We start from the raw sequence: 26,033 nt of genomic DNA, 5'->3' as shown, positions 1-26,033 counted from the left end.
TTGAGTTTAACAACGATTTTTGCATTGCTATTTTCATCAATGCTAATTTACGCAACACCTCTTATCTTTACAAGTATTGGGGGAACCTTCTCTGAACGTGGTGGTATCGTCAACGTTGGTTTAGAAGGAATTATGGTAATTGGAGCTTTCTCAGGCGTTGTATTTAATTTAGAGTTTGCTTCTGTTTTTGGTGATGCGACTCCATGGATTTCTGTACTAGTTGGTGGCTTAGTTGGTTTAATTTTTTCTGTTATCCATGCCGTTGCGACAGTTAATTTCCGTGCAGATCATATTATCAGCGGAACCGTTCTTAATTTAATGGCACCTTCATTAGCTGTTTTCTTGATTAAGGTTCTTTATAATAAAGGTCAAACTGATAATATTCAAGAATCATTTGGAAAATTTAATTTCCCTATACTATCAGATATTCCTTTTGTTGGTGATATCTTCTTTAAAGGAACAAGCTTAGTCGGTTATATTGCTATTCTTTTCTCATTCCTTGCTTGGTTTATTCTATATAAAACTCGCTTTGGATTAAGATTACGCTCAGTTGGAGAACATCCTCAAGCAGCAGACACCTTAGGTATTAATGTTTATCTTATGCGTTACTCTGGTGTCTTGATTTCAGGTTTCCTTGGTGGAATAGGAGGAGCTGTATATGCTCAATCTATTTCTGTTAACTTTGCAGCGACAACTATATTAGGACCGGGCTTTATCTCCTTAGCAGCGATGATTTTTGGTAAGTGGAATCCAATTGGTGCAATGCTTGCTAGTCTATTCTTTGGTTTATCGCAAAGTTTAGCAGTTATCGGTAGCCATTTACCACTTTTGAGCAATATTCCAACAGTTTATCTACAAATTGCTCCATATGTTCTCACTATCATTGTATTAGCAGCTTTCTTTGGACAAGCAGTAGCTCCTAAGGCGGATGGTATTAATTATATTAAAACGAAATAAATAAAAAGAAACTAGTATAAGCTAGTTTCTTTTTATTGTTTGTGAATTTGTGAAAAAAATACTTTGTGAAAAAATCACATAAATTATAATACAATAACAATAAAATATAAAAAAATAGAAAATTGAGTCATTATTCTAGTAAGAGTTTGTGAATAATGTTATAATGTGTTTTGTTATTAATTATTTATAAAGGAGAACTCTTAATATGAGTAAAATCGTTGTCGTAGGGACAAACCACGCTGGTACAGCAGCAATTAAAACAATGCTTAGTAATTATGGTGAAGCCAATGAAATTGTAACATTTGATCAAAATTCCAATATCTCTTTCTTAGGATGTGGTATGGCTCTTTGGATTGGTGAACAGATTGATGGTCCAGAAGGATTGTTCTACTCTGATAAAGAGCAGTTGGAAAGTATGGGAGCTAAGGTTTACATGAACTCTCCAGTACTTAATATTGACTACGATAAAAAAGAAGTTACAGCTTTAGTAGATGGAAAAGAACATGTTGAAAGTTATGAAAAACTTATTTTAGCAACTGGTTCACAACCTATCATTCCACCAATTAAAGGTGTTGAAATTCAAGAAGGATCTCGTGAATTTAAAGCTACTCTTGAAAACCTTCAATTTGTGAAACTTTATCAAAATTCAGAAGAAGTTATTGAAAAGTTAGCTAAACCTGGTATCAATCGTGTTGCTGTTGTTGGGGCTGGGTATATTGGTGTAGAATTAGCAGAAGCTTTCCAACGTATTGGAAAAGAAGTAACACTTGTTGATGTTGCTGATACTTGTATGGGTGGTTACTATGATCGTGACTTTACTGATATGATGAGTAAAAACCTTGAAGACCATGGTATTCGTCTTGCTTTCGGACAAGCTGTTCAAGCAGTTGAAGGTGATGGTAAAGTAGAACGTCTTGTTACTGATAAAGAAACATTTGATGTTGATATGGTGATCTTAGCTGTTGGATTCCGTCCAAATACAGAACTCGGTGCAGGTAAATTAGATACATTCCGTAATGGCGCTTGGGTAGTTGATAAGAAGCAAGAAACAAGCGTGAAAGATGTTTATGCTATAGGTGATTGTGCGACAATTTGGGATAATTCTCGTGATGATATCAATTATATTGCTCTTGCTTCAAACGCCGTTCGTACTGGTATTGTAGCAGCTCACAATGCATGTGGTACAGAGCTTGAAGGTGCTGGTGTCCAAGGGTCAAATGGTATCTCAATCTATGGCCTTAACATGGTATCAACTGGTTTGACTTTAGAAAAAGCAAAACAAGCTGGGTACAATGCAGTTGAAACAGGCTTTAATGACCTTCAAAAACCAGAATTTATCAAACACAATAATCATGAAGTAGCTATTAAGATTGTCTATGATAAAGATAGCCGAGTTATCCTTGGTTGCCAAATGGTCTCACACGAAGATGTATCTATGGGAATTCATATGTTCTCACTTGCTATTCAAGAAAAAGTTACTATTGAAAAACTTGCTTTGACCGATATCTTCTTCTTACCACATTTTAATAAGCCATATAACTATATTACAATGGCTGCATTAGGCGCTAAAGATTAATTTAAAATTAAAAAGGTTAAGCGAAATGCTTAGCCTTTTATTTCATCCGTTAACAAGGTCAAAAATGTAACGGCAAAGAAAAAGCTAAGATATTCCTATCCTAGCTTTTTTCAACTATGTTAGTTTTTTGATGCTTCTTGGAATTCTGGGTTTTTCCAAGCTTCGTCAATAATATCTTTTAATTGTTCAGCTGAGGCTTGCATTTTTTGAAGTTCAGCATCATTTAATGGGATATTAACTGGACGAACGATACCATGTGCACCTACGATTGCAGGCTGACCGATAAAGACATCTTTAACATCACCGTATTGGCCTTCTTGATATACAGATAATGGAAGAACTGCATTTTCATCATCAAGGATAGCTTTAGTAATACGAGCAAGTGCGACAGCAATACCGTAATATGTAGCACCTTTTTTGTTGATGATTGAGTATGCAGCGTCACGAACTGAAATAAACAAATCAACAAGTCCTTGTTCATCAATATCGCGATTTTCTTGTAACCATTGTTCAAGTTGGACACCAGCAACGTTAGCATGTGACCAAACGGCAAATTCTGAGTCACCGTGTTCACCCATGATGTATGCGTGAACTGAACGAGCATCAACACCAATTTTATCTGCTAAAGCTTGACGGAAACGTGCAGAGTCAAGTGAAGTACCTGAACCAATAACGCGTTCCTTAGGGAAACCTGAGAATTTCCAAGTTGAATATGTAAGTACATCTACAGGGTTAGCCGCTACTAAGAAGATACCGTTGAAACCTGATTCAACAACTTGAGTTACGATTGATTTGTTAATTGCTAAGTTTTTACCAACAAGGTCAAGTCGAGTTTCACCTGGTTTTTGAGGTGCGCCAGCAGTAATGACAACAAGGTCAGCATCTGCGCAGTCTGCATAAGTAGCTGCGTAGATTTTTTTAGGTGATGTAAATGCAAGGGCATGTGAAAGATCTTCAGCATCACCAACAGCTTTATCAAATAAAGCTGGGATTTCAATGATACCTAACTCTTGCGCAATACCTTGGTTAACAAGTGCAAAAGCGTAAGAAGAACCTACGGCACCATCACCAACGAGGATAACTTTTTTATGTTGTTTAGTTGCAGTCATTTCTAAACATCTCCTTAAATATTTTTGGGAAGTTTCCCATACACCTATATTCTATCATTTTCAATGAAAGAAGTCACTAATAAAATGTGAAAAAATTTGCAAACAAATTGAAATATCATAGAAAACTATTGAAAACGCTGAGTGTCTTGATATTTTTGATACCGATTTATCATCGCAATTTTACCTAAATTATGGTACAATGTAAGAGACTTACAGTGAAGAAAAGGGGCATTTTTTAATGCAAGATAAAAATTTAGTAGATGTTAATCTAACTAGTGAAATGAAAACGAGTTTTATCGATTACGCCATGAGTGTCATTGTTGCTCGTGCACTTCCAGATGTTAGAGATGGTTTAAAACCTGTTCATCGTCGTATTTTATATGGTATGAATGAACTAGGTGTGACACCTGATAAACCTCATAAGAAATCAGCACGTATTACTGGTGATGTTATGGGTAAATACCATCCACATGGTGATTCATCTATTTACGAAGCAATGGTGCGTATGGCACAATGGTGGTCATATCGTCATATGCTCGTTGATGGTCATGGAAACTTTGGTTCAATGGATGGGGATGGTGCTGCCGCACAGCGTTATACAGAAGCACGTATGAGTAAAATTGCTCTTGAGATGCTTCGTGATATCAATAAAAATACAGTTGATTTTCAAGATAACTATGATGGCAGTGAACGTGAACCTCTTGTTTTACCAGCGCGTTTCCCTAATTTATTAGTCAATGGTGCAACTGGTATTGCTGTAGGTATGGCAACAAATATTCCACCACATAATCTAGGTGAGTCTATAGATGCTGTCAAGTTGGTTATGGATAACCCTGATGTTACTACACGGGAGTTAATGGAAGTTATTCCTGGTCCAGATTTTCCTACTGGTGCCTTGGTGATGGGACGTTCAGGTATTCACCGTGCCTATGAAACTGGAAAGGGATCAATTGTCTTACGTTCACGGACTGAAATTGAAACAACTTCAAATGGGAAAGAGCGTATTGTTGTCACAGAGTTTCCATACGGTGTTAATAAAACAAAAGTACACGAGCATATTGTACGTTTAGCACAAGAAAAGCGTATTGAAGGTATTACTGCTGTTCGTGATGAATCAAGTCGTGAAGGCGTTCGTTTTGTTATTGAAGTTCGTCGTGATGCTTCAGCAAATGTGATTTTAAATAATCTTTTCAAATTAACTAGCTTGCAGACAAATTTTAGCTTCAATATGCTTGCTATTGAAAAAGGTGTTCCGAAAATTTTGTCATTACGACAAATCATTGATAACTATATTGAACACCAAAAGGAAGTTATTGTCCGTCGTACTCAGTTTGACAAAGCTAAAGCAGAAGCTCGTGCTCATATCTTAGAAGGTTTACTTGTGGCGCTTGATCACTTGGATGAAGTTATCACGATTATTCGTAATAGTGAGACAGACACCATTGCTCAAGCAGAGTTGATGTCACGTTTTGAATTATCGGAGCGTCAGAGTCAAGCAATTTTAGATATGCGTCTTCGTCGTTTAACTGGATTAGAACGCGATAAAATCCAATCAGAATACAATGACTTGCTAGCTTTAATTGCTGATTTAGCAGATATCTTAGCTAAGCCTGAACGTGTTGTTACCATTATAAAAGAAGAGATGGATGAGGTTAAGCGTAAGTATGCTGATGCCCGTCGTACAGAATTAATGATTGGTGAAGTTTTATCACTTGAAGATGAAGACCTTATTGAGGAAGAAGATGTTCTTATTACTCTCTCAAACAAGGGATATATCAAGCGTCTCGCTCAAGATGAGTTTAGAGCACAAAAACGTGGAGGACGCGGTATTCAAGGGACTGGAGTTAATAACGATGATTTTGTTCGTGAATTGGTTTCAACAAGTACTCACGATACTGTGCTTTTCTTTACAAATTTAGGGCGTGTGTATCGTTTGAAAGCATATGAAATTCCAGAATATGGACGTACAGCTAAAGGCCTCCCTATCGTTAACCTTTTAAAACTTGACGAAGGTGAAACAATTCAAACAATTATTAATGCTAGAAAAGAAGATGTCGCTAATAAATATTTCTTTTTCACAACTCAGCAAGGTATAGTGAAACGTACAAGTGTTTCTGAATTTAGTAACATTCGTCAAAATGGACTTCGTGCTATTAATTTGAAAGAGAATGACGAGTTGATTAACGTCCTCTTGATTGACGAAAATGAAGATGTTATTATCGGGACACGTACAGGCTACTCTGTTCGCTTCAAAGTGAACGCTGTACGTAATATGGGACGCACAGCGACTGGGGTACGAGGCGTTAATCTTCGTGAAGGTGATAAAGTTGTGGGAGCTTCTCGTATCGTTAATGGACAAGAAGTACTGATCATCACTGAAAAAGGTTATGGCAAGAGAACAGAAGCTTCGGAATATCCTACAAAGGGTCGTGGTGGTAAAGGAATAAAAACCGCTAATATTACTGCTAAAAATGGGCCATTAGCACGCTTAGTGACGATTAATGGAAATGAGGACATCATGGTCATTACAGATACAGGCGTTATTATTCGAACCAATGTTGCTAATATTTCTCAAACTGGTCGTTCTACTATGGGTGTTAAAGTGATGAGACTTGATCAAGAAGCTAAAATCGTTACTGTTGCGCTAGTGGAACAAGAAATTGAAGATAAGTCTAATATAGAGGATACAAAAGAATAGGAAGTTATGCGTAATAAAAAAAAATTACATGGTTTCTTTAACTTTGTTAGATGGTTATTGGTTGTATTGCTAATTATTGTTGGGTTGGCTTTGGTGTTCAATAAACCAATTCGCAATGCTTTCATAGCTCATCAATCAAATCATTATCAAATTTCACGAGTTAGTAAAAAAACAATTGAAAAAAATAAGAAATCTAAAACAAGTTATGACTTTTCATCAGTCAAATCTATTAGTACAGAATCGATTTTATCTGCTCAAACGAAATCACATAATTTGCCTGTAATAGGAGGGATTGCTATACCAGATGTCGAAATCAATCTCCCAATTTTCAAAGGACTAGGCAATACAGAGTTGAGTTATGGTGCAGGAACGATGAAGGAAAACCAGATTATGGGAGGCCAAAATAACTATGCTTTAGCTAGTCACCATGTCTTTGGTTTGACAGGTTCTTCTAAGATGCTCTTTTCGCCTTTAGAACATGCTAAGAAAGGTATGAAAGTTTACCTCACTGATAAAAGCAAAGTATACACTTACACTATTACTGAAATTTCAAAGGTAACACCAGAACATGTTGAGGTTATTGATGATACACCTGGCAAGAGCCAACTCACTTTAGTGACCTGTACGGATCCAGAAGCCACAGAACGTATTATTGTGCATGCTGAATTAGAAAAAACAGGTGAATTTTCAACAGCAGATGAGTCGATATTAAAAGCATTTTCGAAAAAATATAATCAAATTAATCTCTAGAAGGTAGTTAGAATTATGAAATTAAAGGCTGTTCATCATATTGCGATAATTGTTTCTGACTATGAAAAGTCAAAAGACTTCTATGTTAATAAGCTAGGTTTTGAAATTATTCGTGAAAACCATCGTCCGGAGCGTCATGATTATAAATTAGATTTACGGTGCGGTGATATTGAGCTTGAAATATTTGGAAATCGTCTTGATGATCCAGAATATGAAACCCCTCCTCAGAGAATAGGTAGGCCGAATTGGCCACGTGAAGCATGTGGTTTACGACACCTTGCCTTTTACGTTCCAGATGTGGAAGCGTACAAGATAGAACTGGAGAATTTAGGAATTTTTGTAGAGCCTATTCGTTACGATGACTATACTGGCAAAAAGATGACCTTTTTCTTTGATCCAGATGGTTTACCTTTAGAATTACATGAATAATAAACAAAGTTGCGTGGATACGCAACTTTGTTTTAATTTACTGAATAATTTTATATTCAAGAAGTTTTTTAAAGAAATAAGTAAGTTAATCATGGTATAATGTAAGGTATGAAAAGAATTGAAAAGGAATTATTTTGAAATGAGGATACTAAAATGAGTATTAAAAAACTATTGTTTGCAGGCCTTGCTTTTATTTTATTTACCCTAGCGAGTCCAGCATATGCTGCATCAGATGTTCAGAAAGTTATTGATGAAACTTATGTTCAACCTGATTATGTCTTAGGTTATTCGCTAAATCAAGAACAGCGTGCACAGACATTACAACTTCTGAATTATGATGAATCTAGAGACACGAAAGTTAAAACGCTAAATACTAGCTCATATGCTAAAATAATGAATATAGCTGATGATGCAAGCATCCAATTATATTCATCTGTTAAAATAAAAAAATTAGGGTCTAACGATACCTTAGCAGTAAACATTGTTACACCTGAGAATATCACTAAAGTTACAGAAGATATGTATCGCAATGCTGCAGTTACATTAGGTATTGAGCATGCAACGATATCAGTGGCTGCTCCAATAAAAGTAACTGGGGAGAGTGCTCTTGCAGGTATCTATTATTCATTAGAGAAAAATGGAGCAAGTGTATCATCAGAAAATAAACAACTAGCACAAGAAGAGTTAAGTACTTTATCTGGTATTAATGCTGAGAATAAGGGTAAGGAAGGTTATGACGCCGACAAGCTTAATGTAGCTTTAACGGATATTAAGTCAGCCGTAGCTAAAGGAGGATCTGATCTTTCAAAAGATGATATTCGAAAAATTGTTGAGGAAACATTGAAAAATTATCATCTTGATAACGCTGTAACGGAAAATCAAATAAATTTAATTGTTAATTTTGCAGTTAATCTTTCACAAAGTAATGTCATCAAAAATAGTGATTTCACGAACACCTTGAATAATTTGAAAGACAACATTGTTTCGAAAGCAGGATCTAAATTTAAAAATATCAATGTCAATTTTAATGCTAATAAAGCTGTTGAATCAGGTAAGGGATTTTTAGCTAATATTTGGCAACAAATTGTTAATTTTTTCCAGCAGTTTGGTAGTTAATAAAAAAGTCTAGCTTATAAGCTAGACTTTTTTTACCCTAAATAAATGTTTGTGTTTTTTTAACTAATCTTTAAATGAATATTTAAGAATAAATGGCGCAATAATAGTTGATAGTATAACAACAATAACAAGCTCGGAATAAGTAGTGCTTGAAATAATTTTAGCAGCTAATCCAACTTGAACTATAATGAGAGCCATCTCGCCACGACTGACCATTCCACCACCAATTGTTAAAGATTCTAATTTTGAAAAATTAAAGCCTCGACCGACAAAGTACCCTGGAATTAATTTTGATAAAACAGCCAAAGCAGTAAAGATTAATATCGTGTGAAGGTGAGACATCATTCCATCGAATTTAAGAGGTAGTGCAATTGAAGCGAAGAAAATTGGGATAAAGAAGGTGTAACTAAGAAGTGAAATTTTATGTTCTACCTTATCAACAAAAGAAGTTTGTCCAATAGCTAATCCTGCAAAAAACGAACCAATGATAGAACTCATTCCAACTTTATCAGCTAAAATTGATAGAGAAAAACAGATAAGGATAGCAAGAATAGTGTATTTCTCAAAGAAATGAACCTTTTCGATTAATTTGAAAAGAGCGGGTACAAGGTATTTCATACAAATAAATAAGAAAACAAAGAATAACAATTGAATGATAATTTGTAATCCGATATTAGAAGAGCTTCCATTTGTTGCAATAAAGACACTTAGAAGCAAAACAGCTAAGACATCATCAGCAACAGCAGCACCTAAAATAATAGCACCAGTATCTGTCTTTACACGATTGTATTCTTGTAAAACTTCAACTGTGATAGAAATACTAGTTGCAGCAAATACGAGCCCGTAAAAGATAGCAGTATTGATTTGGAACCCAAACAAGCGTGTCAAGAAGTAGAAAAGAGCCATAGGAACAATAACACCAGTAATTGCGACTAGTAGACTGGGCTTAAGATACTTCTTTAAAAGATCAAAATTAGCTTCAAGACCCGCTAAAAACATGAGTAAGATAACACCAATTTCTGACAGGACGTGTAATACCTGATTTTGATGAACAAGTCCTAGCATTGCAGGTCCGATGATGATACCTACAAGCAGTTGTCCAACAACAGCCGGTATTCCAATTCTTTTTGAAATAAGAGTTGCAAGAACGCTTGCCAACAAAATGATTGTAATTTGAATGATAATATGCATTTTTTCCTCCTAATATTAATAAAATGATATCAATCATATTGTACTGAATATTTAGAATACCATTTTTTAAGCCTAAAATCTAGGAATATTTCTTTTCTGCCTTTTTCATATTATTATCAAGAAAATGGAAAAATATACTGAAAAATATTCATTTTAAGAATAATTAACTTGTAACTATCGAACTATATAAAAATGATATTTTAAGTGTAAGTATCCATTATTCAAGAAATAAGAGTAAAAAAACTTAGCTACTTAAAGTAGCTAAGTTTTTATTCCCACTCTGTTTTAAGGGTATGGCATATAAGCGAAAATGCTGTAATATCAAGGATTTTGGAAACGTATAAAATCGAATAAATTATATTTAAAAAAATAAAAAGTGCAATAAAAGTGCAGTATTTGCACCTAAGCAGACCTGATTAAATTCGAAATGGAATTCTAAACTCAATATTCATTTAAATGATAGACGTTCATAATGAGCGTCTATTTTTTATGCTTTGAAAGGTTGTGATACTAACAAATTTTTAAATGAATAAAGTAAGCCAAAAATATTTTATGTGAGAAAGGAACGATACACTTATGGAATTAAAATATGTCATTCCCAATATGGAAAAAACATTTGGTCAATTAGAATATGCTGGTGAAGGGAATATTGAACAACGTCGAGTCAATGGCAGACCAACTATTCTCTCTCGTAGCTACAATTTATACTCAACGATTCAACGAGCAGATGATATTGTTGTCATTCTTCCCTCCGAAGCTGGCGAGAAACATTTTGAATCCGACGAAAAAGTCAGACTCATCAACCCACGTATTACCGCAGAAGGTTATAAAATTGGCAATAGAGGATTTACCAATTACATTATGCACGCAGACGATATGGTGAAAGCTTAAGAAAGGAAAGGTGAAAAAATATGAGATTAGCAGAAGGTATTGTGATTGAAAAAGACCAGACATTTGGCACATTGAAATTTTCCGCTTTACGTCGTGAGGTTCGTATTCAAAATGAAGATGGTTCGGTTTCCGAAGAAATTAAAGAACGTACCTATGACTTAAAATCAAAAGGACAAGGACGCATGATACAAGTCAGTATCCCCGCTTCTGTTCCTTTGAAAGAATTTGACTACAACGCAGAAGTGGAATTAATCAATCCTGTGGCAGATACCGTAGCGACGGCTACTTTTCGAGGGGCAGACGTTGATTGGTACGTGAAAGCAGACGATCTTGTATTAAAAGGACAGACAAAACCTCATCAGAAATATAAAAAAGAAGCGTCCGAAAGTGAAAAATAGGTGTTGCTTATGACAAACACACCATTGATTTTGAAAGAAATTCCGAAAGATGAAGCCATTTCTTTTATTCGGCAATACCATTATTCAAAGATACTCCCTAGATTGTGTAAATACTTTCTAGGGATTTTTTCAGAAGAAAAATTATTAGGCGTTGTGGAATTAGGCTGGGGTACGCAACCCCTACAAACCATACGCAAACTCTTTCCCGACAGTTCCCTTCAAACCACAGATTATTTAGAAATTGGAAAGATGTGTTTTCTTCCAGAAATGAATCAAACCAATTATTTTGGCAGTCAAGCTCTTTCAGCTCTAATTAAGTGGTTGAAAGAACATACGGACTGTCATTTTTTATATACATTGGCAGATGGAATTGAGGGAAAATGTGGCTATGTCTATCAAGCGTCCAACTTCTTTTACTGCGGGTATTTCAAGACAAGTGTCTATCGTGATAAACAGTCATGGGAAAAGATACACCCTCGAAGTGCTCGCCTTTTATTAGAGGAAAATGCTCGTTTTGAACAGGTAGAGAAAAAGCATTGGCTTTCCCAGGCATTTTGCGAATACAAAGGGATTGAGAAAATCAATGGACGCATGTTTCGCTATCTCTATCCGTTGACAAAAGAAGCGAAAAAACTGTTAGGACACACGCTCTATCGACGTCATTATTATCCGAAAGAAAAAGATTTACGCTTTGAAAAGCGAATCGCTTATCGGAAATATGAAGCCATTTCTCAACCAACTTTTGATAAACAGGCTCGTATCTACAATACACAATTATTTTGATAGATGGAAAGGAGGATTTTTATGCCATTGCTTCATGACAGAGGAAAGCGAATCAAAGCCAACGATAAGGACTTGGTCTATCATTTTGTGCTGATTTCATTGCTGATAGTTTTTCTAGTCGTTCTACTCCCTTTTCATTGGAGAACGTTACAATCGGTGAATTGGCAAACAGTTCAGTTAGATACATTTTTCTATCAACTGCATACGCCATACTTTTGGAGCAGTATTCTCACTGCTTTTTTTGTATGCGGACTCATCAGCTGGCTCTATTATCACTATCGCATAGATTCTATAAAACAGTTAGAGCACCGTCAAAAGTTAGCTCGTATGATTTTAGAAAACCATTGGTATGAAGCCGAAGAAACTCAATCAGAGGGATTCTTTAAAGACTTATCCAGCAAGAAAACCAAACAACGAATCCGCCATTTTCCTAAAATGTATTACCGAATGAAAGATGGACTGATCCATATTCATGTAGAAATCACTTTAGGGAAATATCAAGATCAGCTCTTGCACTTAGAAAACAAACTAGAAACAGGCTTGTATTGTGAATTAGTGGAAAAAACGTTGAAAGATTCTTATGTAGAGTATGTTCTACTTTATGACACCATTGGCAATCGAATTGGCATTGAAGATGTGGTAGCTCAAGATGGACGTGTCAAATTGATGGAATCGGTCTATTGGGAGTTTGATTCTCTCCCTCACATGTTAATTGCTGGGGGCACGGGTAGTGGAAAATCCTATTTTATTCTCACATTGATTGAATCTCTCCTGCATACAAATGCGAAGCTTTATATTCTCGACCCTAAAAATGCTGATTTGGCAGACTTAGGAGCGGTCATAGATAATGTCTATTACCGTAAAGACGATATGCTGGCATGTATTAGTCAATTTTACGACGATATGATTGCCCGTAGTGAAACCATGAAGCAACACCCGAACTACAAAACAGGAGAAAATTATGCGTATCTTGGTCTACCTGCGAACTTCCTGATTTTTGATGAATATGTGGCGATGATGGATATGTTAGGTCGTGATAGTGCACAAGTTATGAATAAACTCAAACAAATTGTTATGCTCGGACGACAAGCAGGCTTCTTTTTAATTCTTGCCTGTCAGCGTCCAGACGCAAAATATTTTAGTGATGGTATTCGAGATAACTTTAACTTCCGTGTGGCTTTGGGTCGTATGTCTGAAATGGGCTTCGGTATGATGTTTGGAAGCGATACACAAAAACAATTTTTCTTAAAACCCATCAAGGGAAGAGGTTATGTGGATACAGGAAAAAGTGTGATTAGTGAGTTTTATACACCCCTTGTACCAAAAAGGTATGATTTCTTAGGAGAAATAGGAAAAGTCATTCAAAAAAAGCAATCTGAGCCTGTACCGCACGAAGTGAAAGGTACAGGTTCAGACTTGCTTTGATTGGTGTGGCGTTAGCCACGCCAATCCTTTAGCCCCCTCTACCTAACAGGGGGGCACAAATACAACTGAAAACAGGCAATTCTCATCAACCAATGTTGATGGTACAAGGAATTGCGGAAAATAGGAAAGATGTAAACTCAAGGGTCATAGTTTACATCTTTTTTAGATTGGAGGTTTGCGAATGGAAAACGAAAAAATTTGGATTAAGGAATTGAAAGAAAAGCGACTGGCTTATGGCGTTTCTCAAAATAAACTGGCGGTTGCTTCTCATATTACCAGACCTTACCTATCGGATATTGAAACAGGCAAGGCAGTCCCTACTCAACAGGTGAAAGAAGATTTACTGAACGCTTTGGAACGCTTCAATCCCGATAACCCATTGGAGATGTTATTCGACTATGTACGGATTCGATTCCCTACCAATGATGTGTCTCAAATTATCGGTGAGGTTTTACGCTTGAATATGGATTATATGCTACACGAAGACTTTGGCTATTATTCTTATCCCGAACACTATCGTTTCGGTGATATTGTTGTCCTAGTCTCTCATGATGTAAGTAAAGGGGTTTTATTAGAACTGAAAGGAAAAGGCTGTCGGCAATTTGAAAACTTTCTATTGGCTCAACATCGGAGCTGGTATGGTTTCTTTCAAGATTGCATGGAACATAAAGGTATTTTCAAACGCTTGGATTTAGCCATCAACGATAAAACAGGGATTTTGAATATTCCAGAATTGGCAAAGAAATGTAAACAGGAAGAATGTATTTCCGTCTTTCGGAGCTTTAAAAATTATCGCAGTGGTGAATTGGTTCACCGTGATGAAAAACCAGACATGGGAAACACCCTTTATATTGGCTCATTAAAAAGCGAAGTCTATTTCTGTATATATGAGAAAGATTATGAGCAATACGTGAAAAATGATATTGCCTTAGAAGACGCAGAAATAAAGAATCGCTTTGAAATTCGTTTGAAAAACGACAGAGCCACTCAAGCCATGAAAGATTTGTTGGAACATCAAAATGCAGAAAAAACAGCGTTTGAGATTATCAATCGTTATATTCGCTTTGCCGATAAGGACGAAACCAAGCGACGGAGTGATTGGCAAACCAATGAACGCTGGGAATGGTTTATCGGCAAAAATCGTGGAGCATTACGCCTAACCATACAGCCAGAACCTTATTCTTTTGAACGAACATTGAACTGGTTACATCATCAAGTCGCCCCTACATTAAAAGTCGCAAGCATTTTAGATATTCTCAACGGTACAACCATTATTTCCACCATGATTCATGAAGCCAAACTGACAGAAAAACATGAGAAATTAATTGAACAACAACATCTAGGCATGGAGGATTTGATTACATGAGCCTCTTAACAGAAGAATTAAAGAAGTTAGGGTTTCAAGCGTATATACAAAATACAGGGAAATATACGTCTCTCATTATTGAGGGAAAACGGCAAGCTGGTGATACCATCTATACCTATGATTTTTACAAAGTGAGCTTTTATAAGAATTATACCAGTCGAATAACTGTTTATGGAGAGCATTTAACTCCTTTTCAATTATTAAAGCGTGTAAAAAGCTATATCTACTATCGAGAAAAATATCTTAAGGAAAGGAGGACAATCACATGAATTTTGGGCAGAATTTGTACAACTGGTTCTTGGATAATGCACAGTCATTGGTATTGTTAGCGATTGTCGTCATTGGACTGTTTTTAGGTTTTAAACGAGAATTTTCAAAACTTATTGGCTTTTTGATTATTGCTTTAATCGCCGTCGGACTTGTGTTCAATGCAGCTGGCGTGAAAGATGTGTTATTAAACTTATTTAACCGAATCATTGGTGCTTAACAGATATTTTTCATGATAAAATAGGAAGTATATATTTTGTTATGAAAGGATCCATGAATATGTTTACAAATGATCAATTTAAATCTCTTTTAATTAAAACATTAGAAAGAAAGAGCTCTTCAAATTATTATGAAGGAGGTAACGAGATTGTTTCTAAAATGAAAATATCAGAGGTAACTTTAGATGAGACTAACGAGTTTACTTATTATAAAGGATACAAAAGGGATTGGAATACGCTTTGCACCTATCTTAAAATAAGAGCTCCTTTTGATGATTTAGACTTTTTTGAAAGTCATAAAGATTTGCTTACCCAGACAGCAAGCTCCATATATGATAAACAAGGTGATAATGTATTAGTGGATACTATTTTAGTACCACTTCCAGAGAATTACGAAGTAATTAACTTTAGTCAGTTGAAAATTAGTGATGTGATTTCACAAGCTATTGAAGACGCTGAGTCTTTCATGAGTAATGGTGAATATCAACGTGCCTTTGACAGAGTTCACACTGCTTTTCATGGATATTTAATTGAAATACTAAAAAAATATGAAATTACAGTTCCTAGAGACGAAAATCTATCTAAATTATATAGTAGGATACAACAATTAATTGAAAAAGAAATTCAACCTACTGAACTTGCTGATATAGTGAAGACAACGATAAGGTCATCAAATGGAATGATTAGCTCTCTTAATGAAGCAAGAAATAGGCATTCACTTGCACATCCTAATACAAATATTATTGGAAAGAGAGAAGCAAAACTAATAATAGGTATTTCAAGTACAGTTACAGATTATATTAGCGGATACCTTGATAAGTAGCGTCATTAACTGATTGCTACTTTTTTTTTGACTATATTTTATAAAAAGGATGTGATAAGAATTGGAATTGAAAGTCTATGTGGCAAATTTGGGACGGTATAATGAAGGTGAATTAGTTGGATCATGGTTTACTCCACCAATTGATGAGGAAGAAATGGCAGAAAGAATCGGTTTAAATGAGAACTACGAAGAATACGCCATACATGATTTTGAGCTTCCTTTTGATGTGGACGAATACACGCCAATTAGTGAAATCAACCGTCTATGTGAAGCCATTCAAGAAATCGAAGGTACACCTATTTATAATGAACTCAAAGAAATTCAAGGCATGTGGTTTAGTAGCTTGGAAGAATTACTGGAAAACAAAGAGAATATTCATTGTTATAGTGAATGTGATTCTATGGAAGATGTCGCCCGTTATTATGTGGAAGAAACAGGACAACTTGGTGAAGTACCTTCTAATTTACAAAATTATATTGATTATCAAGCTTTGGGACGTGATATGGAAATAGAGGGAAATTATCTTATCACCTCTCATGGAGTATTTGAGTATTCTAATTAACATGGATTACTCTAAACTAGCAATACTGCTATAATAATTTTATACGTTCTGAATTAAGGAGGATAAAGTCCATATAATTGTGTAAAAGCAAAAAGGCCATATGAACGCCTCTTTACGGTACAATGTTTTTAACCACTAAAAACATACCCAGGAGGCAATCATATGACCCAAGTACATTTTACACTGGAAACAGAAGATATTCAAAGTTTAATTGACCAGTCGGTCAAAGATAATGCGGCTAAACAAATTTTACAAACTGTATTTAATCAGTTGATGGACGAGCAGCGAACAGATTATATTCAAGCCACAAACTATGAACGATCAGACGATCGAAGAAGCCAACGCAACGGCTATTATGAAAGAGAATTAACGACTCGTATTGGCTCTCTTGAGTTGAAAGTTCCCCGAACACGCGACGGTGAATTTGCACCGACTGTATTTGAGCGGTATCAACGCAATGAGAAGGCTTTGTTAGCCTCTATGTTAGAGATGTATATTTCTGGTGTCTCTACACGTAAAGTCTCTCAAATCGTTGAAGAACTATGCGGTAAATCAGTCTCTAAATCCTTTGTCTCCAGTTTAACTGCCCAGTTAGACCCTATGGTCTCTGAATGGCAAAATCGTTTTCTATCAGACAGGTCTTTCCCTTATGTTATGACAGATGTTATCTACATCAAAATCAGAGAGAATCATCGTGTCGTATCTAAAAGCTGCCATATAGCGATTGGCATATCAGAAGATGGAGAGCGTGAGATTATTGGCTTTATGATTCAAGATGAAGAAAGTGACGAAACTTGGTCTCTCTTCTTCGACTACCTCAAAACCAGAGGGTTAAGTGAAGTGGAAATGGTCATTTCCGATGCCCACAAAGGCTTAGTCAAAGCCATCAAGAAGTCATTTACAAACGCTTCATGGCAACGATGCCAGGTTCACTTTATGCGTAATATCCTCAATTGTATCCCTAAGAAAGATTCAAAACCTTTCAGAGAAGAAGTCAAAGCACTCTTCAAATTTACGGATATTGAAACGGCTCGCAAGGCTAAAAATACTATAGTAAGTGCCTATAGCGAACAATCAAAATACCATAAAGCCTGTGAAAAACTAGATGAAGGATTCGAAGATGCCTTTCAATACGCCGTTGTCGGTAAAGGTCAATCGAGATTAAAAAGCACGAATCTTCTTGAACGGTTAAATGAAGAAGTCAGACGCAGAGAAAAAGTTATCCGAATCTTTCCGAATCACGCCTCTGCCAATCGTTTAATCGGTGCAGTTCTTATTGACCGTCACGAAGACTGGCTAAGCTCTACCAGAAAATATATTCAATTTTAACCTATAGGTTAAAGCTTTAAAACAGTGTACTGTATTTTACACAATTTTATGGACTTGACTTTAAGGAGGATTGTTCAATTGGTAATAATAGATGTTTATGGGAAAATAACAAAAATAAAATTGTCAGATAAATTGAAACTATATATATCTAATGTTTCTGATGACTGGAAGGAAAGCATTATAGAAGACATGTTACAAGAAATTCGACAACAAAAAGTTGACATGGCAGATAATTTGAAAAGGTATGGTAAAACATTTCAAACAGAATATTCTATATCTTATTTGAAAGAAATCGTTCACGCCAATGTTGAAGACTATACAAAATATAATTTAGATTCTATTGAGTCATGTCTTCAATGCCTTGTTGATAATATGATATGTCTATTCTTTGACTATGAATATCAGGATATGCCTTTTTTTGATTGGACAAGCAATTGCTTTGATGGTCGTTTTTGTGAAGAGGATTACGCTGAAAAAGTGATGTATTTTAGTAACTTTGTAAATCATGATATACAAAATGGTATTCATATGAACTGCATTTATACAAGTAATATGAATCCTAAAGAGCATACTAGGATATTATCAAATCTAAGTTTTAGAATTGATTCAAACTTTAAAGGGTGCAGGACTACAGACGACTACATTACGGAACTTAAAAAAATGGGCAACCGAATTGATTCTATACTAAAATCGGAAAACGATTATTACAAATTAGATTATATTATGAACGGGATATATAGTGATAATAGTTATAATCAAAATCATTATTTAAAGACTTTTACTTTGTTAGAACTTGTATTATTAAAACCAAATCAGAATACAAATGAAATTGACAAATTACTAATACCTTATCTTGATAAGAAATATGGAGAGGTTTCGAGTGAAGTAGCAAAATTATTAAGACAAATGAGAAATAAAATCGGACATGGTGATTTCAAAGGTTTTAACGAAAAAGCAGAAAAATTCGCTCAAAAATTTATGAAACACTTTCATTTTGACTATACAGAATACAGTAGATTAAATTGGGTATTACTTCATACCTGCTGTCTTTTAGATGATTTACTCAGAATAACTATTTTTCAACAATTAAAAGTCACAAAATAATTATTATTTTATAGAGCAATCACCTATTTTGATTGCTCTTTTTCTATTTTTACGGAAAGGACGTGAAGACATGAAAAAAATAAGAAGTTACACCAGTATTTGGTCAGTAGAAAAAGTGATTTATGCAATTAATGATTTACAACTCCCTTTTCCCATAACCTTTACACAAATGACATGGTTTATCGTTTCTTTGTTTGTCGTTATAATCTTTGGCAGTTTACCACCACTTTCCTTGATTGACGGAGCACTACTCAAATACTTAGGGATTCCCGTTGTCCTCACTTGGTTCATGTGTCAAAAAACCTTTGACGGGAAGAAACCCTATGGATTTTTAAAATCTATTATTACCTATGCTCTACGCCCTAAAATAACCTATGCTGGCAAACAAATACGATTAAATAAAGAAAAAATGAATGAATCAATCACGATTGTAAGGAGTGAACAATTAAATGGCACACCCCATTAAATATATCGAAGATAATCTCGTATTTAATCATGATGGCGAAGTATTTGCTTATTATGAATTAATTCCCTATAATTACAGTTTTTTAAGTTCCGATGAAAAAGTTCAAGTTCATGATAATTTCCGTCAATTGATTGCCCAAAATCGTGATGGTAAGATTCATGCCCTGCAACTAGCAACCGAATCAAGTATTCGAGCGACACAGGAACAATCGAAAAAAGAAATCACTGGACGATTAAAAGAGATAGCTTACGAAAAAATAGATGAACAGACCGAAGCGTTAGTTTCTATGATTGGTGACAATCAAGTGGACTATCGCTTTTTTATTGGTTTTAAACTCTTGCTGAATGAACAGGAAGTATCGGTCAAAAATATTGGCAAAGACATTCAAAAAGCATTTGCGGAATTCTTTCATGGCGTGAATCACAAGTTGATGGGCGATTTTGTTTCTATGCCTATGTCAGAAATCGAACGCTTTTCTAAAATGGAACAGTTATTAGAAAGTAAATTATCCAGACGCTTTCACATTCGCCCATTGGGGAAAGATGATTTTGGGTATATCATTGCCCACCTTTACGGTCAAACAGGGATTCCTTTTGATGACTACGACTACCATTTACCCAAACGATATGAAGATAAAAAAGTGTTGGTAAAGAAATACGATATTATTAAACCCACTCGCTGTTTAATCGAAGAAAAGCAACGCTACTTACGGATGGAACAGGAAGATACTACCACTTATGTGGCGTATTTTACGATTAACAGTATCGTCGGCGAATTGGATTTCCCCAATAGTGAGATTTTTTATTACCAGCAACAACAGTTCACTTTCCCGATTGATACCAGCATGAATGTTGAAATTGTTGCTAATAAAAAAGCTCTGTCTACCGTTCGCAACAAAAAGAAAGAATTGAAAGACTTGGATAGTCACGCATGGGAAAGCGACAATGAAACCAGTACCAATGTGGTGGACGCTTTAGAATCTGTCGACGAATTAGAAACCAACCTAGACCAAACCAAAGAATCCATGTACAAACTAAGCTATGTGGTACGGGTATCGGCAAAAAATCTGGACGAGTTGAAACAACGTTGTGATGAAGTAAAAGATTTTTATGATGATTTGTCTATCAAATTAGTACGACCTTTTGGCGATATGCTAGGCTTGCATAATGAATTTATTCCCTCAAGCAAGCGATATATCAATGACTATATTCAATATGTCACGTCGGATTTTTTGGCTGGTCTTGGTTTCGGAGCTACACAAATGCTTGGTGAAAATTCTGGTATTTACGTCGGTTACAATCTCGATACAGGCAGAAATATTTATCTCCAACCCAGCCTTGCAAGTCAAGGAATTAAAGGCTCTGTGACGAATGCGTTAGCGTCTGCTTTTATTGGTTCATTAGGTGGCGGAAAATCATTCTCTAACAATATGCTGGTCTATTATTCGGTACTCTTTGGCGGACAGGCAATCATTGTAGACCCAAAAGCTGAACGTGGCAAATGGAAAGAAACCTTACCTGATATTGCCCATGAAATCAATATCGTTAATCTCACGAGTGAGAACGACAATAAAGGGTTACTTGACCCTTATGTGATCTTAAAACTCCCGAAAGATTCAGAAAGCCTAGCCATTGATATTCTCACGTTCTTAACAGGCATTTCCAGCCGAGATAGCGAGAAGTTTCCTGTCCTGCGTAAAGCGATTCGGAGTGTCACTCAAAGCGAACAACGAGGGTTGTTATTGGTGATTGATGAATTGCGAAAAGAAGATACACCCATCAGCAATAGTATTGCTGACCATATCGAAAGCTTTGTCGATTATGATTTTGCCCATCTGTTATTCAGTGATGGCAATGTCACCCAATCCATTAGCTTGGAAAAACAACTCAATATTATTCAAGTGGCAGATTTGGTCTTACCCGATTCCAATAGCTCTTTTGAAGAATACACCACCATGGAATTATTAAGTGTGGCAATGCTGATTGTCATTAGTACCTTTGCTTTAGACTTTATCCACTCTGACCGTTCCATTTTTAAAATTGTTGACCTTGATGAAGCTTGGAGTTTTTTACAAGTGGCACAAGGAAAAGCTCTATCTATGCGTTTAGTTCGGGCAGGGCGTGCCATGAATGCAGGGGTCTATTTCGTTACTCAAAACGCCGACGATTTACTAGATGAAAAGATGAAGAATAATATTGGCTTGAAATTCGCCTTTCGTTCCACTGACCTAGTGGAAATCAAAAAGACCTTAGAATTTTTTGGCGTGGACAAGGAAGATGAAAACAATCAGAAACGCTTACGTGAATTAGAAAATGGACAATGTTTAGTTTCAGACATCTATGGTCGTGTAGGGGTTATGCAGTTTCACCCGATTTTTGAAGAGTTGCTTCATGCCTTTGATACCAGACCGCCTGTGCGAAATGAGGGGGAAAAATGACACAAAAACAAAAGAAATTTCTTCACTATAGTTGGATAACGCTCCTTTGTGTGGGCGTTATTTTACTTTTATTAGGCACGCTGGGCAATGCAGTACAAGCAACAGGCTTAGTTGATGAAACCATTGATACAAGCAACGAGTATTCCAAGTATGGTTTAAATCATTATCAGCTTGATTATTATGTGGACAATAGCTGGGGCTGGCTGCCGTGGAATTGGAGTGACGGCATAGGGCAATCAGTGATGTATGGACTGTATGCCATTACCAATTTCATTTGGACGATTTCTCTTTATCTTTCCAACGCCACAGGCTATTTGGTCAAAGAAGCCTACGCCTTGGATTTCATTAGTCAAACGTCTCAAGCGATTGGTGAGAACATGCAGACCATTGCAGGGATTACACCGAATGGCTTTTCCAGTTCGGGTTTTTATGTCGGCTTCCTTCTTCTTTTTATTCTGATTGTTGGAATCTACGTTGCCTATACAGGACTGGTGAAACGAGAAACGACCAAAGCTATACGAGCTGTGTTAAATTTTGTGGTGGTGTTTATTCTATCAGCTTCCTTTATTGCGTATGCTCCCGATTATATTGCGAAAATCAATGATTTTTCCAAAGATGTGAGCACTGCCAGTTTAGATATTGGGACAAAGATTGTCCTTCCCGATACGGATAGTCAAGGCAAAGACAGTGTGGATATGATACGTGATAGCCTATTTTCTGTTCAAGTCAAGCAACCGTGGTTATTACTTCAATATGGCTCAACCGATATAGAAACCTTAGGTGAAGACCGTGTGGAAAAGTTATTGGCTACCAGTCCAGATACAAACAATGGTGAAGATAGAGAAAATGTAGTGATTGAAGAAATTGAAGATCATGACAATACCTATTTAACACTCCCGAAGACCATTTCCCGATTAGGAACGGTCTTCTTTTTGTTTGTATTCAATATTGGTATCTCGATTTTTGTTTTCCTTCTAACAGGAATCATGATTTTTTCGCAAGTGCTATTTATTATTTTCGCTATGTTTTTGCCAATCAGTTTCCTATTAAGTATGTTGCCGAGTTTTGATGGCATGGGCAGGCATGCCATTACCAAGTTATTTAATGTGATTATGACAAGGGCTGGTATTACCTTGATTATTACCGTTGCCTTTAGTATTTCCACTATGCTTTATTCGCTGTCAGCAAGTTCTCCCTTTTTCATGATTATGTTTTTACAAATTGTGACCTTTGCAGGGATTTATTTTAAACTGGGCGATTTAATGAGCCTATTCTCTTTACAAAGCAACGACTCTCAAAACATGGGCAGACAAGTGTTTCGCAGACCTCGTCAAATGATGAATCGACAAACCAGAAGATTTCAACGCAGTATGAGTAAGATTTTTCGTGGAAAAGCAGGGTCAACGAAGCAAAAGACAATGACAACAAAGCAGAATCAAACCAATAAAGCTAACCATACTCGTCAAAATGAACGGACTACACCAAAGAAAGAAACAGCACTTTCCAATGTGAAAAAGCAACAAGGCGGTATCGGGCAACGATTAGGTGAAAAGACAGCCCATGTATTGGACACGAAAAATCGTCTAGTCAATAAAAGAAAGCAGGCTAAACAACAGATACAGGCGACACCAACCCATGTCAAATATGCCCTTCATCAAGGAAAAGAGAATGTCACTCATAATGTAACAGACTTTAAACAATCTATGGCAGATACCAAAGCTCAACGCAAACAACAGCGTATGAACCAGCAGGAGCAAAAACGAAAGAACATTGCTCAAAAGCGTTTGGAGCTGGATAAAGCAAAAGAAAAAAGACGAAAAGAAAACCCATCATCTCCTGTTCAGAATAACCAGCAGCATGTTCGCAAGCGTCAGCAAACCGTCACGCCTGTTTTGTCACAAAACACTAAACGTGAAAATCATCAGCGACCATTGAAAAAAGAGCAAAAACAAAAGACACCACCGAAGCAATTCAATCAGAGGAAGCTAAATAAAAGAACGGATAAGCGAGGACAACAAACATGAAGCTAAAAATAACAGTGATTTGTAGTGTGGTCTTCTCTCTCTTCTTTTTTCTCTTATTATTCCTAGTCATTTTCTTTGCAGATGATACGGACAGTGGCGAAAACAACAAGGATTCTTCTATTTCACAAGGCGGTGTGACCGTTTCACCAGAAGTGTTGGCACACCGTCCGTTGATTGAAAAATATGGTAAGGAATATGGGATTGAAGACTATGTTTCTTATATCTTAGCCATTATGCAAGTGGAATCGGGCGGTACAGCAGAAGATGTTATGCAAAGTTCCGAATCTTTGGGTTTACCGCCCAACAGTTTGAGTACCGAAGAGTCCATCAAACAAGGGGTTAAATATTTCAGTGAATTATTAACCAGTGCAGAACAACAAGGAGTGGATATAGATTCTGTTATCCAATCTTATAATTATGGCGGTGGCTTTTTAAATTATGTGAGGAGTCATGGGAAAAAATATACCTATGAATTAGCCGAACAGTTTTCTAAAGAGAAGTCGGGTGGTCAAAAAGCAGACTATCCCAATCCCATAGCCATACCTGTGAATGGTGGTTGGCGATATAACTATGGAAATCAGTTTTATGTTCAGTTGGTTTCACAATACCTAACCGACACTTCCCCAACAGAATTTGATGATGAAACCGTGCAAGTCATTATGGACGAAGCCTTGAAATACGAAGGGTTTCCCTATGTCTTTGGAGGGGCGTCGCCTACCACCTCTTTTGATTGTAGTGGCTTAATACAATGGGTGTATGACAAAGCTGGCATTTCTCTCCCTCGTGTCGCCCAAGATCAGTATGACGCTACGCAAGAAATCTCTATGGAAGAAGCCCAAGCAGGCGACCTTATCTTCTTTCATTCAACCTATAATGCAGGCACATATGTGACTCATGTGGCGATATATTTAGAGGGAAATCGCTTTTATCATGCAGGCGACCCAATCGGTTATGGCGACTTAAGCAGTCGTTATTGGCAAGACCATCTGATTGGGGCTAGACGTGTTATTCATAACTAAGAAAGGAATGAATCAAATGATTATAAAAATCGAGCGAAAAGAAAAGAAGGAGAAACCAAAGAAATCTAAAAAACCGAGCAAGCAAAGAAAAGTTCCGATGATTAAAGTTGGCACGCATAAGAAATTAACCTTTGTTTTATGGGTTTTATTGATTGGTAGTGTCGGATTTGGAATCTATAAAAATTTTACTGCCATTGACACTCATACTGTCCGTGAAACAGAAATCATTAAACAGCAGATTGTCGATACCAACCAAGTAGAAAGTTTTGTGAAATCCTTTGCGAAAGACTACTTTTCGTGGCAACAATCCCAAGAAGCCATTGATAAACGAAATGAAAAATTGACCCATTATTTGACGGAAGAATTGCAGGTATTAAATGAAGAAATGATTCGTAAGGATATTCCTACTAGTTCTAGTGTGAACGATATACAGGTGTGGCAGGTTTCTCAAGTGAATGAGAACACCTTTGAGGTACTGTTTTCTGTTGAACAAGTTATTACCGAAGACAAAGACAAGGAAACTATATCGTCTAGCTTTCATGTGGTTGTCCATATAGATGAATCAGATAATATGGTTATTATCAAAAATCCGACAATGAGTAAGAAACCTCAAAAATCGGACTACCAACCCAAACAGCTAGAAAGTGACCATACAGTAGATACAGAAACGATGGACGAAATCACTAGCTTTTTAGAAACGTTCTTCCAGCTCTATCCTACCGCCACAGAAAAAGAATTGACTTACTATGTAAGTAATCATGTGTTACCTATGATTAACAAGGAATATGTTTTCGAGGAATTGGTGAATCCTATCTTTACCAGAAAAGATAACCAAGTAATCGTGAATGTCGCTGTGAAATATTTAGATCAAGAAACAAAGGCAACCCAAATCTCGCAATTTGAGTTGATATTAGAAAAACAAGATAATTGGAAGATTGTAAAATAACAAATATTGGTACATGATTACAGATACTTTGTAATCATGTACTCTTTTTGATAAAAAATTGGAGATTCCTTTACAAATATGCTCTTACGTGCTATTATTTAAGTGACTATTTAAAAGGAGTTAATAAATATGCGGCAAGGTATTCTTAA

The 26,033-nt window shown here is 36.1% G+C and carries 24 protein-coding genes; 22 read left to right on the top strand and 2 right to left on the bottom strand.

The genetic code is table 11. From position 1 onward, the window contains the following. The gene (locus HMPREF2818_RS07675; RefSeq protein WP_000060306.1) at positions 1 to 957 is read left to right on the top strand and encodes an ABC transporter permease; all 957 of its coding nucleotides are present in this window, start codon (positions 1 to 3) and stop codon (positions 955 to 957) included. 205 nt (positions 958 to 1,162) lie between these two features. Further along, positions 1,163 to 2,533, top strand: coding sequence for a H2O-forming NADH oxidase (gene nox / locus HMPREF2818_RS07670; protein ID WP_000036813.1), 1,371 nt, complete (start codon positions 1,163 to 1,165; stop codon positions 2,531 to 2,533). A 119-nt stretch (positions 2,534 to 2,652) separates the two neighbouring features. Here nox and HMPREF2818_RS07665 read toward each other — a convergent pair whose 3' ends face one another. Beyond that, on the bottom strand, positions 2,653 to 3,642 hold the full coding sequence (locus HMPREF2818_RS07665; protein WP_000127487.1) for an L-lactate dehydrogenase: 990 nt from the start codon (positions 3,640 to 3,642) through the stop codon (positions 2,653 to 2,655). Between the two features lie 238 nt (positions 3,643 to 3,880). Here HMPREF2818_RS07665 and gyrA point away from each other — a divergent pair, with 238 nt between their 5' ends. The 4 genes from gyrA (at position 3,881) to HMPREF2818_RS07645 (ending at position 8,635) form a co-directional block, all read left to right on the top strand. Then, positions 3,881 to 6,340 (top strand): DNA gyrase subunit A, encoded by a 2,460-nt coding sequence (gene gyrA / locus HMPREF2818_RS07660; RefSeq protein WP_001152978.1) that lies wholly within the window; start codon positions 3,881 to 3,883, stop codon positions 6,338 to 6,340. A gap of 6 nt (positions 6,341 to 6,346) precedes the next feature. Further along, positions 6,347 to 7,090, top strand: a complete 744-nt coding sequence (locus HMPREF2818_RS07655) for a class A sortase (protein ID WP_001244677.1) — start codon at positions 6,347 to 6,349, stop codon at positions 7,088 to 7,090. A gap of 15 nt (positions 7,091 to 7,105) precedes the next feature. After that, positions 7,106 to 7,519, top strand: a complete 414-nt coding sequence (locus HMPREF2818_RS07650; protein ID WP_000767935.1) for an SMU1112c/YaeR family gloxylase I-like metalloprotein — start codon at positions 7,106 to 7,108, stop codon at positions 7,517 to 7,519. Between the two features lie 153 nt (positions 7,520 to 7,672). Further along, positions 7,673 to 8,635 carry a DUF1002 domain-containing protein gene (locus tag HMPREF2818_RS07645; protein ID WP_000023418.1) on the top strand — a complete coding sequence of 321 codons (963 nt, stop codon included), beginning with the start codon at positions 7,673 to 7,675 and terminating at the stop codon, positions 8,633 to 8,635. A gap of 63 nt (positions 8,636 to 8,698) precedes the next feature. Here the strand turns inward: HMPREF2818_RS07645 and HMPREF2818_RS07640 are convergent, their stop codons facing one another. Further along, positions 8,699 to 9,826, bottom strand: coding sequence for a cation:proton antiporter (locus HMPREF2818_RS07640; protein WP_000547446.1), 1,128 nt, complete (start codon positions 9,824 to 9,826; stop codon positions 8,699 to 8,701). Between the two features lie 576 nt (positions 9,827 to 10,402). Here HMPREF2818_RS07640 and HMPREF2818_RS07635 point away from each other — a divergent pair. The 16 genes from HMPREF2818_RS07635 (at position 10,403) to HMPREF2818_RS07560 (ending at position 25,884) form a co-directional block, all read left to right on the top strand. Continuing rightward, on the top strand, positions 10,403 to 10,717 hold the full coding sequence (locus tag HMPREF2818_RS07635) for a YdcP family protein (RefSeq protein ID WP_000421280.1): 315 nt from the start codon (positions 10,403 to 10,405) through the stop codon (positions 10,715 to 10,717). Between the two features lie 20 nt (positions 10,718 to 10,737). Then, positions 10,738 to 11,115: a YdcP family protein gene (locus HMPREF2818_RS07630; RefSeq protein WP_001234189.1), complete on the top strand. Its 378-nt coding sequence runs from the start codon at positions 10,738 to 10,740 to the stop codon at positions 11,113 to 11,115. Positions 11,116 to 11,124: 9 nt separating this feature from the next. Continuing rightward, positions 11,125 to 11,898, top strand: a complete 774-nt coding sequence (locus tag HMPREF2818_RS07625) for a Mom family adenine methylcarbamoylation protein (RefSeq protein WP_000185760.1) — start codon at positions 11,125 to 11,127, stop codon at positions 11,896 to 11,898. Positions 11,899 to 11,919: 21 nt separating this feature from the next. Further along, entirely contained in the window at positions 11,920 to 13,323 is a 1,404-nt protein-coding gene (locus HMPREF2818_RS07620; RefSeq protein ID WP_001130247.1) for an FtsK/SpoIIIE domain-containing protein, read from the top strand. A 181-nt stretch (positions 13,324 to 13,504) separates the two neighbouring features. Further along, positions 13,505 to 14,689 carry a MobT family relaxase gene (mobT, locus tag HMPREF2818_RS07615; RefSeq protein WP_000426691.1) on the top strand — a complete coding sequence of 395 codons (1,185 nt, stop codon included), beginning with the start codon at positions 13,505 to 13,507 and terminating at the stop codon, positions 14,687 to 14,689. Further along, complete coding sequence (locus tag HMPREF2818_RS07610) at positions 14,686 to 14,958, top strand: hypothetical protein (RefSeq protein WP_000055367.1); 273 nt, start codon at positions 14,686 to 14,688, stop codon at positions 14,956 to 14,958. Before mobT ends, HMPREF2818_RS07610 begins: the two co-directional genes overlap by 4 nt. Further along, the gene (locus HMPREF2818_RS07605; RefSeq protein ID WP_001009054.1) at positions 14,955 to 15,176 is read left to right on the top strand and encodes a hypothetical protein; all 222 of its coding nucleotides are present in this window, start codon (positions 14,955 to 14,957) and stop codon (positions 15,174 to 15,176) included. The genes HMPREF2818_RS07610 and HMPREF2818_RS07605 overlap by 4 nt, the downstream gene beginning before the upstream one ends. A gap of 41 nt (positions 15,177 to 15,217) precedes the next feature. Then, positions 15,218 to 15,997 carry an abortive infection family protein gene (locus HMPREF2818_RS07600; RefSeq protein ID WP_000678782.1) on the top strand — a complete coding sequence of 260 codons (780 nt, stop codon included), beginning with the start codon at positions 15,218 to 15,220 and terminating at the stop codon, positions 15,995 to 15,997. 61 nt (positions 15,998 to 16,058) lie between these two features. Next, on the top strand, positions 16,059 to 16,559 hold the full coding sequence (locus HMPREF2818_RS07595) for an antirestriction protein ArdA (protein WP_000421245.1): 501 nt from the start codon (positions 16,059 to 16,061) through the stop codon (positions 16,557 to 16,559). A gap of 162 nt (positions 16,560 to 16,721) precedes the next feature. Continuing rightward, complete coding sequence (locus HMPREF2818_RS07590; RefSeq protein ID WP_000195404.1) at positions 16,722 to 17,888, top strand: IS256 family transposase; 1,167 nt, start codon at positions 16,722 to 16,724, stop codon at positions 17,886 to 17,888. A 78-nt stretch (positions 17,889 to 17,966) separates the two neighbouring features. Further along, positions 17,967 to 18,992, top strand: coding sequence for a hypothetical protein (locus HMPREF2818_RS07585; RefSeq protein WP_000234705.1), 1,026 nt, complete (start codon positions 17,967 to 17,969; stop codon positions 18,990 to 18,992). Between the two features lie 70 nt (positions 18,993 to 19,062). Further along, a complete protein-coding gene (locus HMPREF2818_RS07580; protein WP_000723886.1) occupies positions 19,063 to 19,458 on the top strand; it encodes a conjugal transfer protein in 396 nt (131 codons plus the stop codon). After that, on the top strand, positions 19,442 to 21,895 hold the full coding sequence (locus HMPREF2818_RS07575) for a conjugal transfer ATPase TcpF (RefSeq protein WP_000941001.1): 2,454 nt from the start codon (positions 19,442 to 19,444) through the stop codon (positions 21,893 to 21,895). Before HMPREF2818_RS07580 ends, HMPREF2818_RS07575 begins: the two co-directional genes overlap by 17 nt. Beyond that, positions 21,892 to 23,919, top strand: a complete 2,028-nt coding sequence (locus HMPREF2818_RS07570; RefSeq protein ID WP_000192390.1) for a CD3337/EF1877 family mobilome membrane protein — start codon at positions 21,892 to 21,894, stop codon at positions 23,917 to 23,919. The genes HMPREF2818_RS07575 and HMPREF2818_RS07570 overlap by 4 nt, the downstream gene beginning before the upstream one ends. Next, positions 23,916 to 24,938, top strand: a complete 1,023-nt coding sequence (locus tag HMPREF2818_RS07565) for a bifunctional lytic transglycosylase/C40 family peptidase (RefSeq protein WP_000768374.1) — start codon at positions 23,916 to 23,918, stop codon at positions 24,936 to 24,938. The genes HMPREF2818_RS07570 and HMPREF2818_RS07565 overlap by 4 nt, the downstream gene beginning before the upstream one ends. 16 nt (positions 24,939 to 24,954) lie before the next feature. Then, positions 24,955 to 25,884 (top strand): conjugal transfer protein, encoded by a 930-nt coding sequence (locus HMPREF2818_RS07560; protein ID WP_000584387.1) that lies wholly within the window; start codon positions 24,955 to 24,957, stop codon positions 25,882 to 25,884. The last annotated feature ends 149 nt before the right edge of the window (positions 25,885 to 26,033 follow it).

The sequence above is a fragment of the Streptococcus sp. HMSC076H09 genome, assembly GCF_001811765.1.
GTDB classification, from domain to species: Bacteria; Bacillota; Bacilli; order Lactobacillales; family Streptococcaceae; genus Streptococcus; species Streptococcus agalactiae.
Note: the sequence above shows the minus strand (reverse complement) of the source record. Positions and strands in the feature narration are given on the sequence as shown.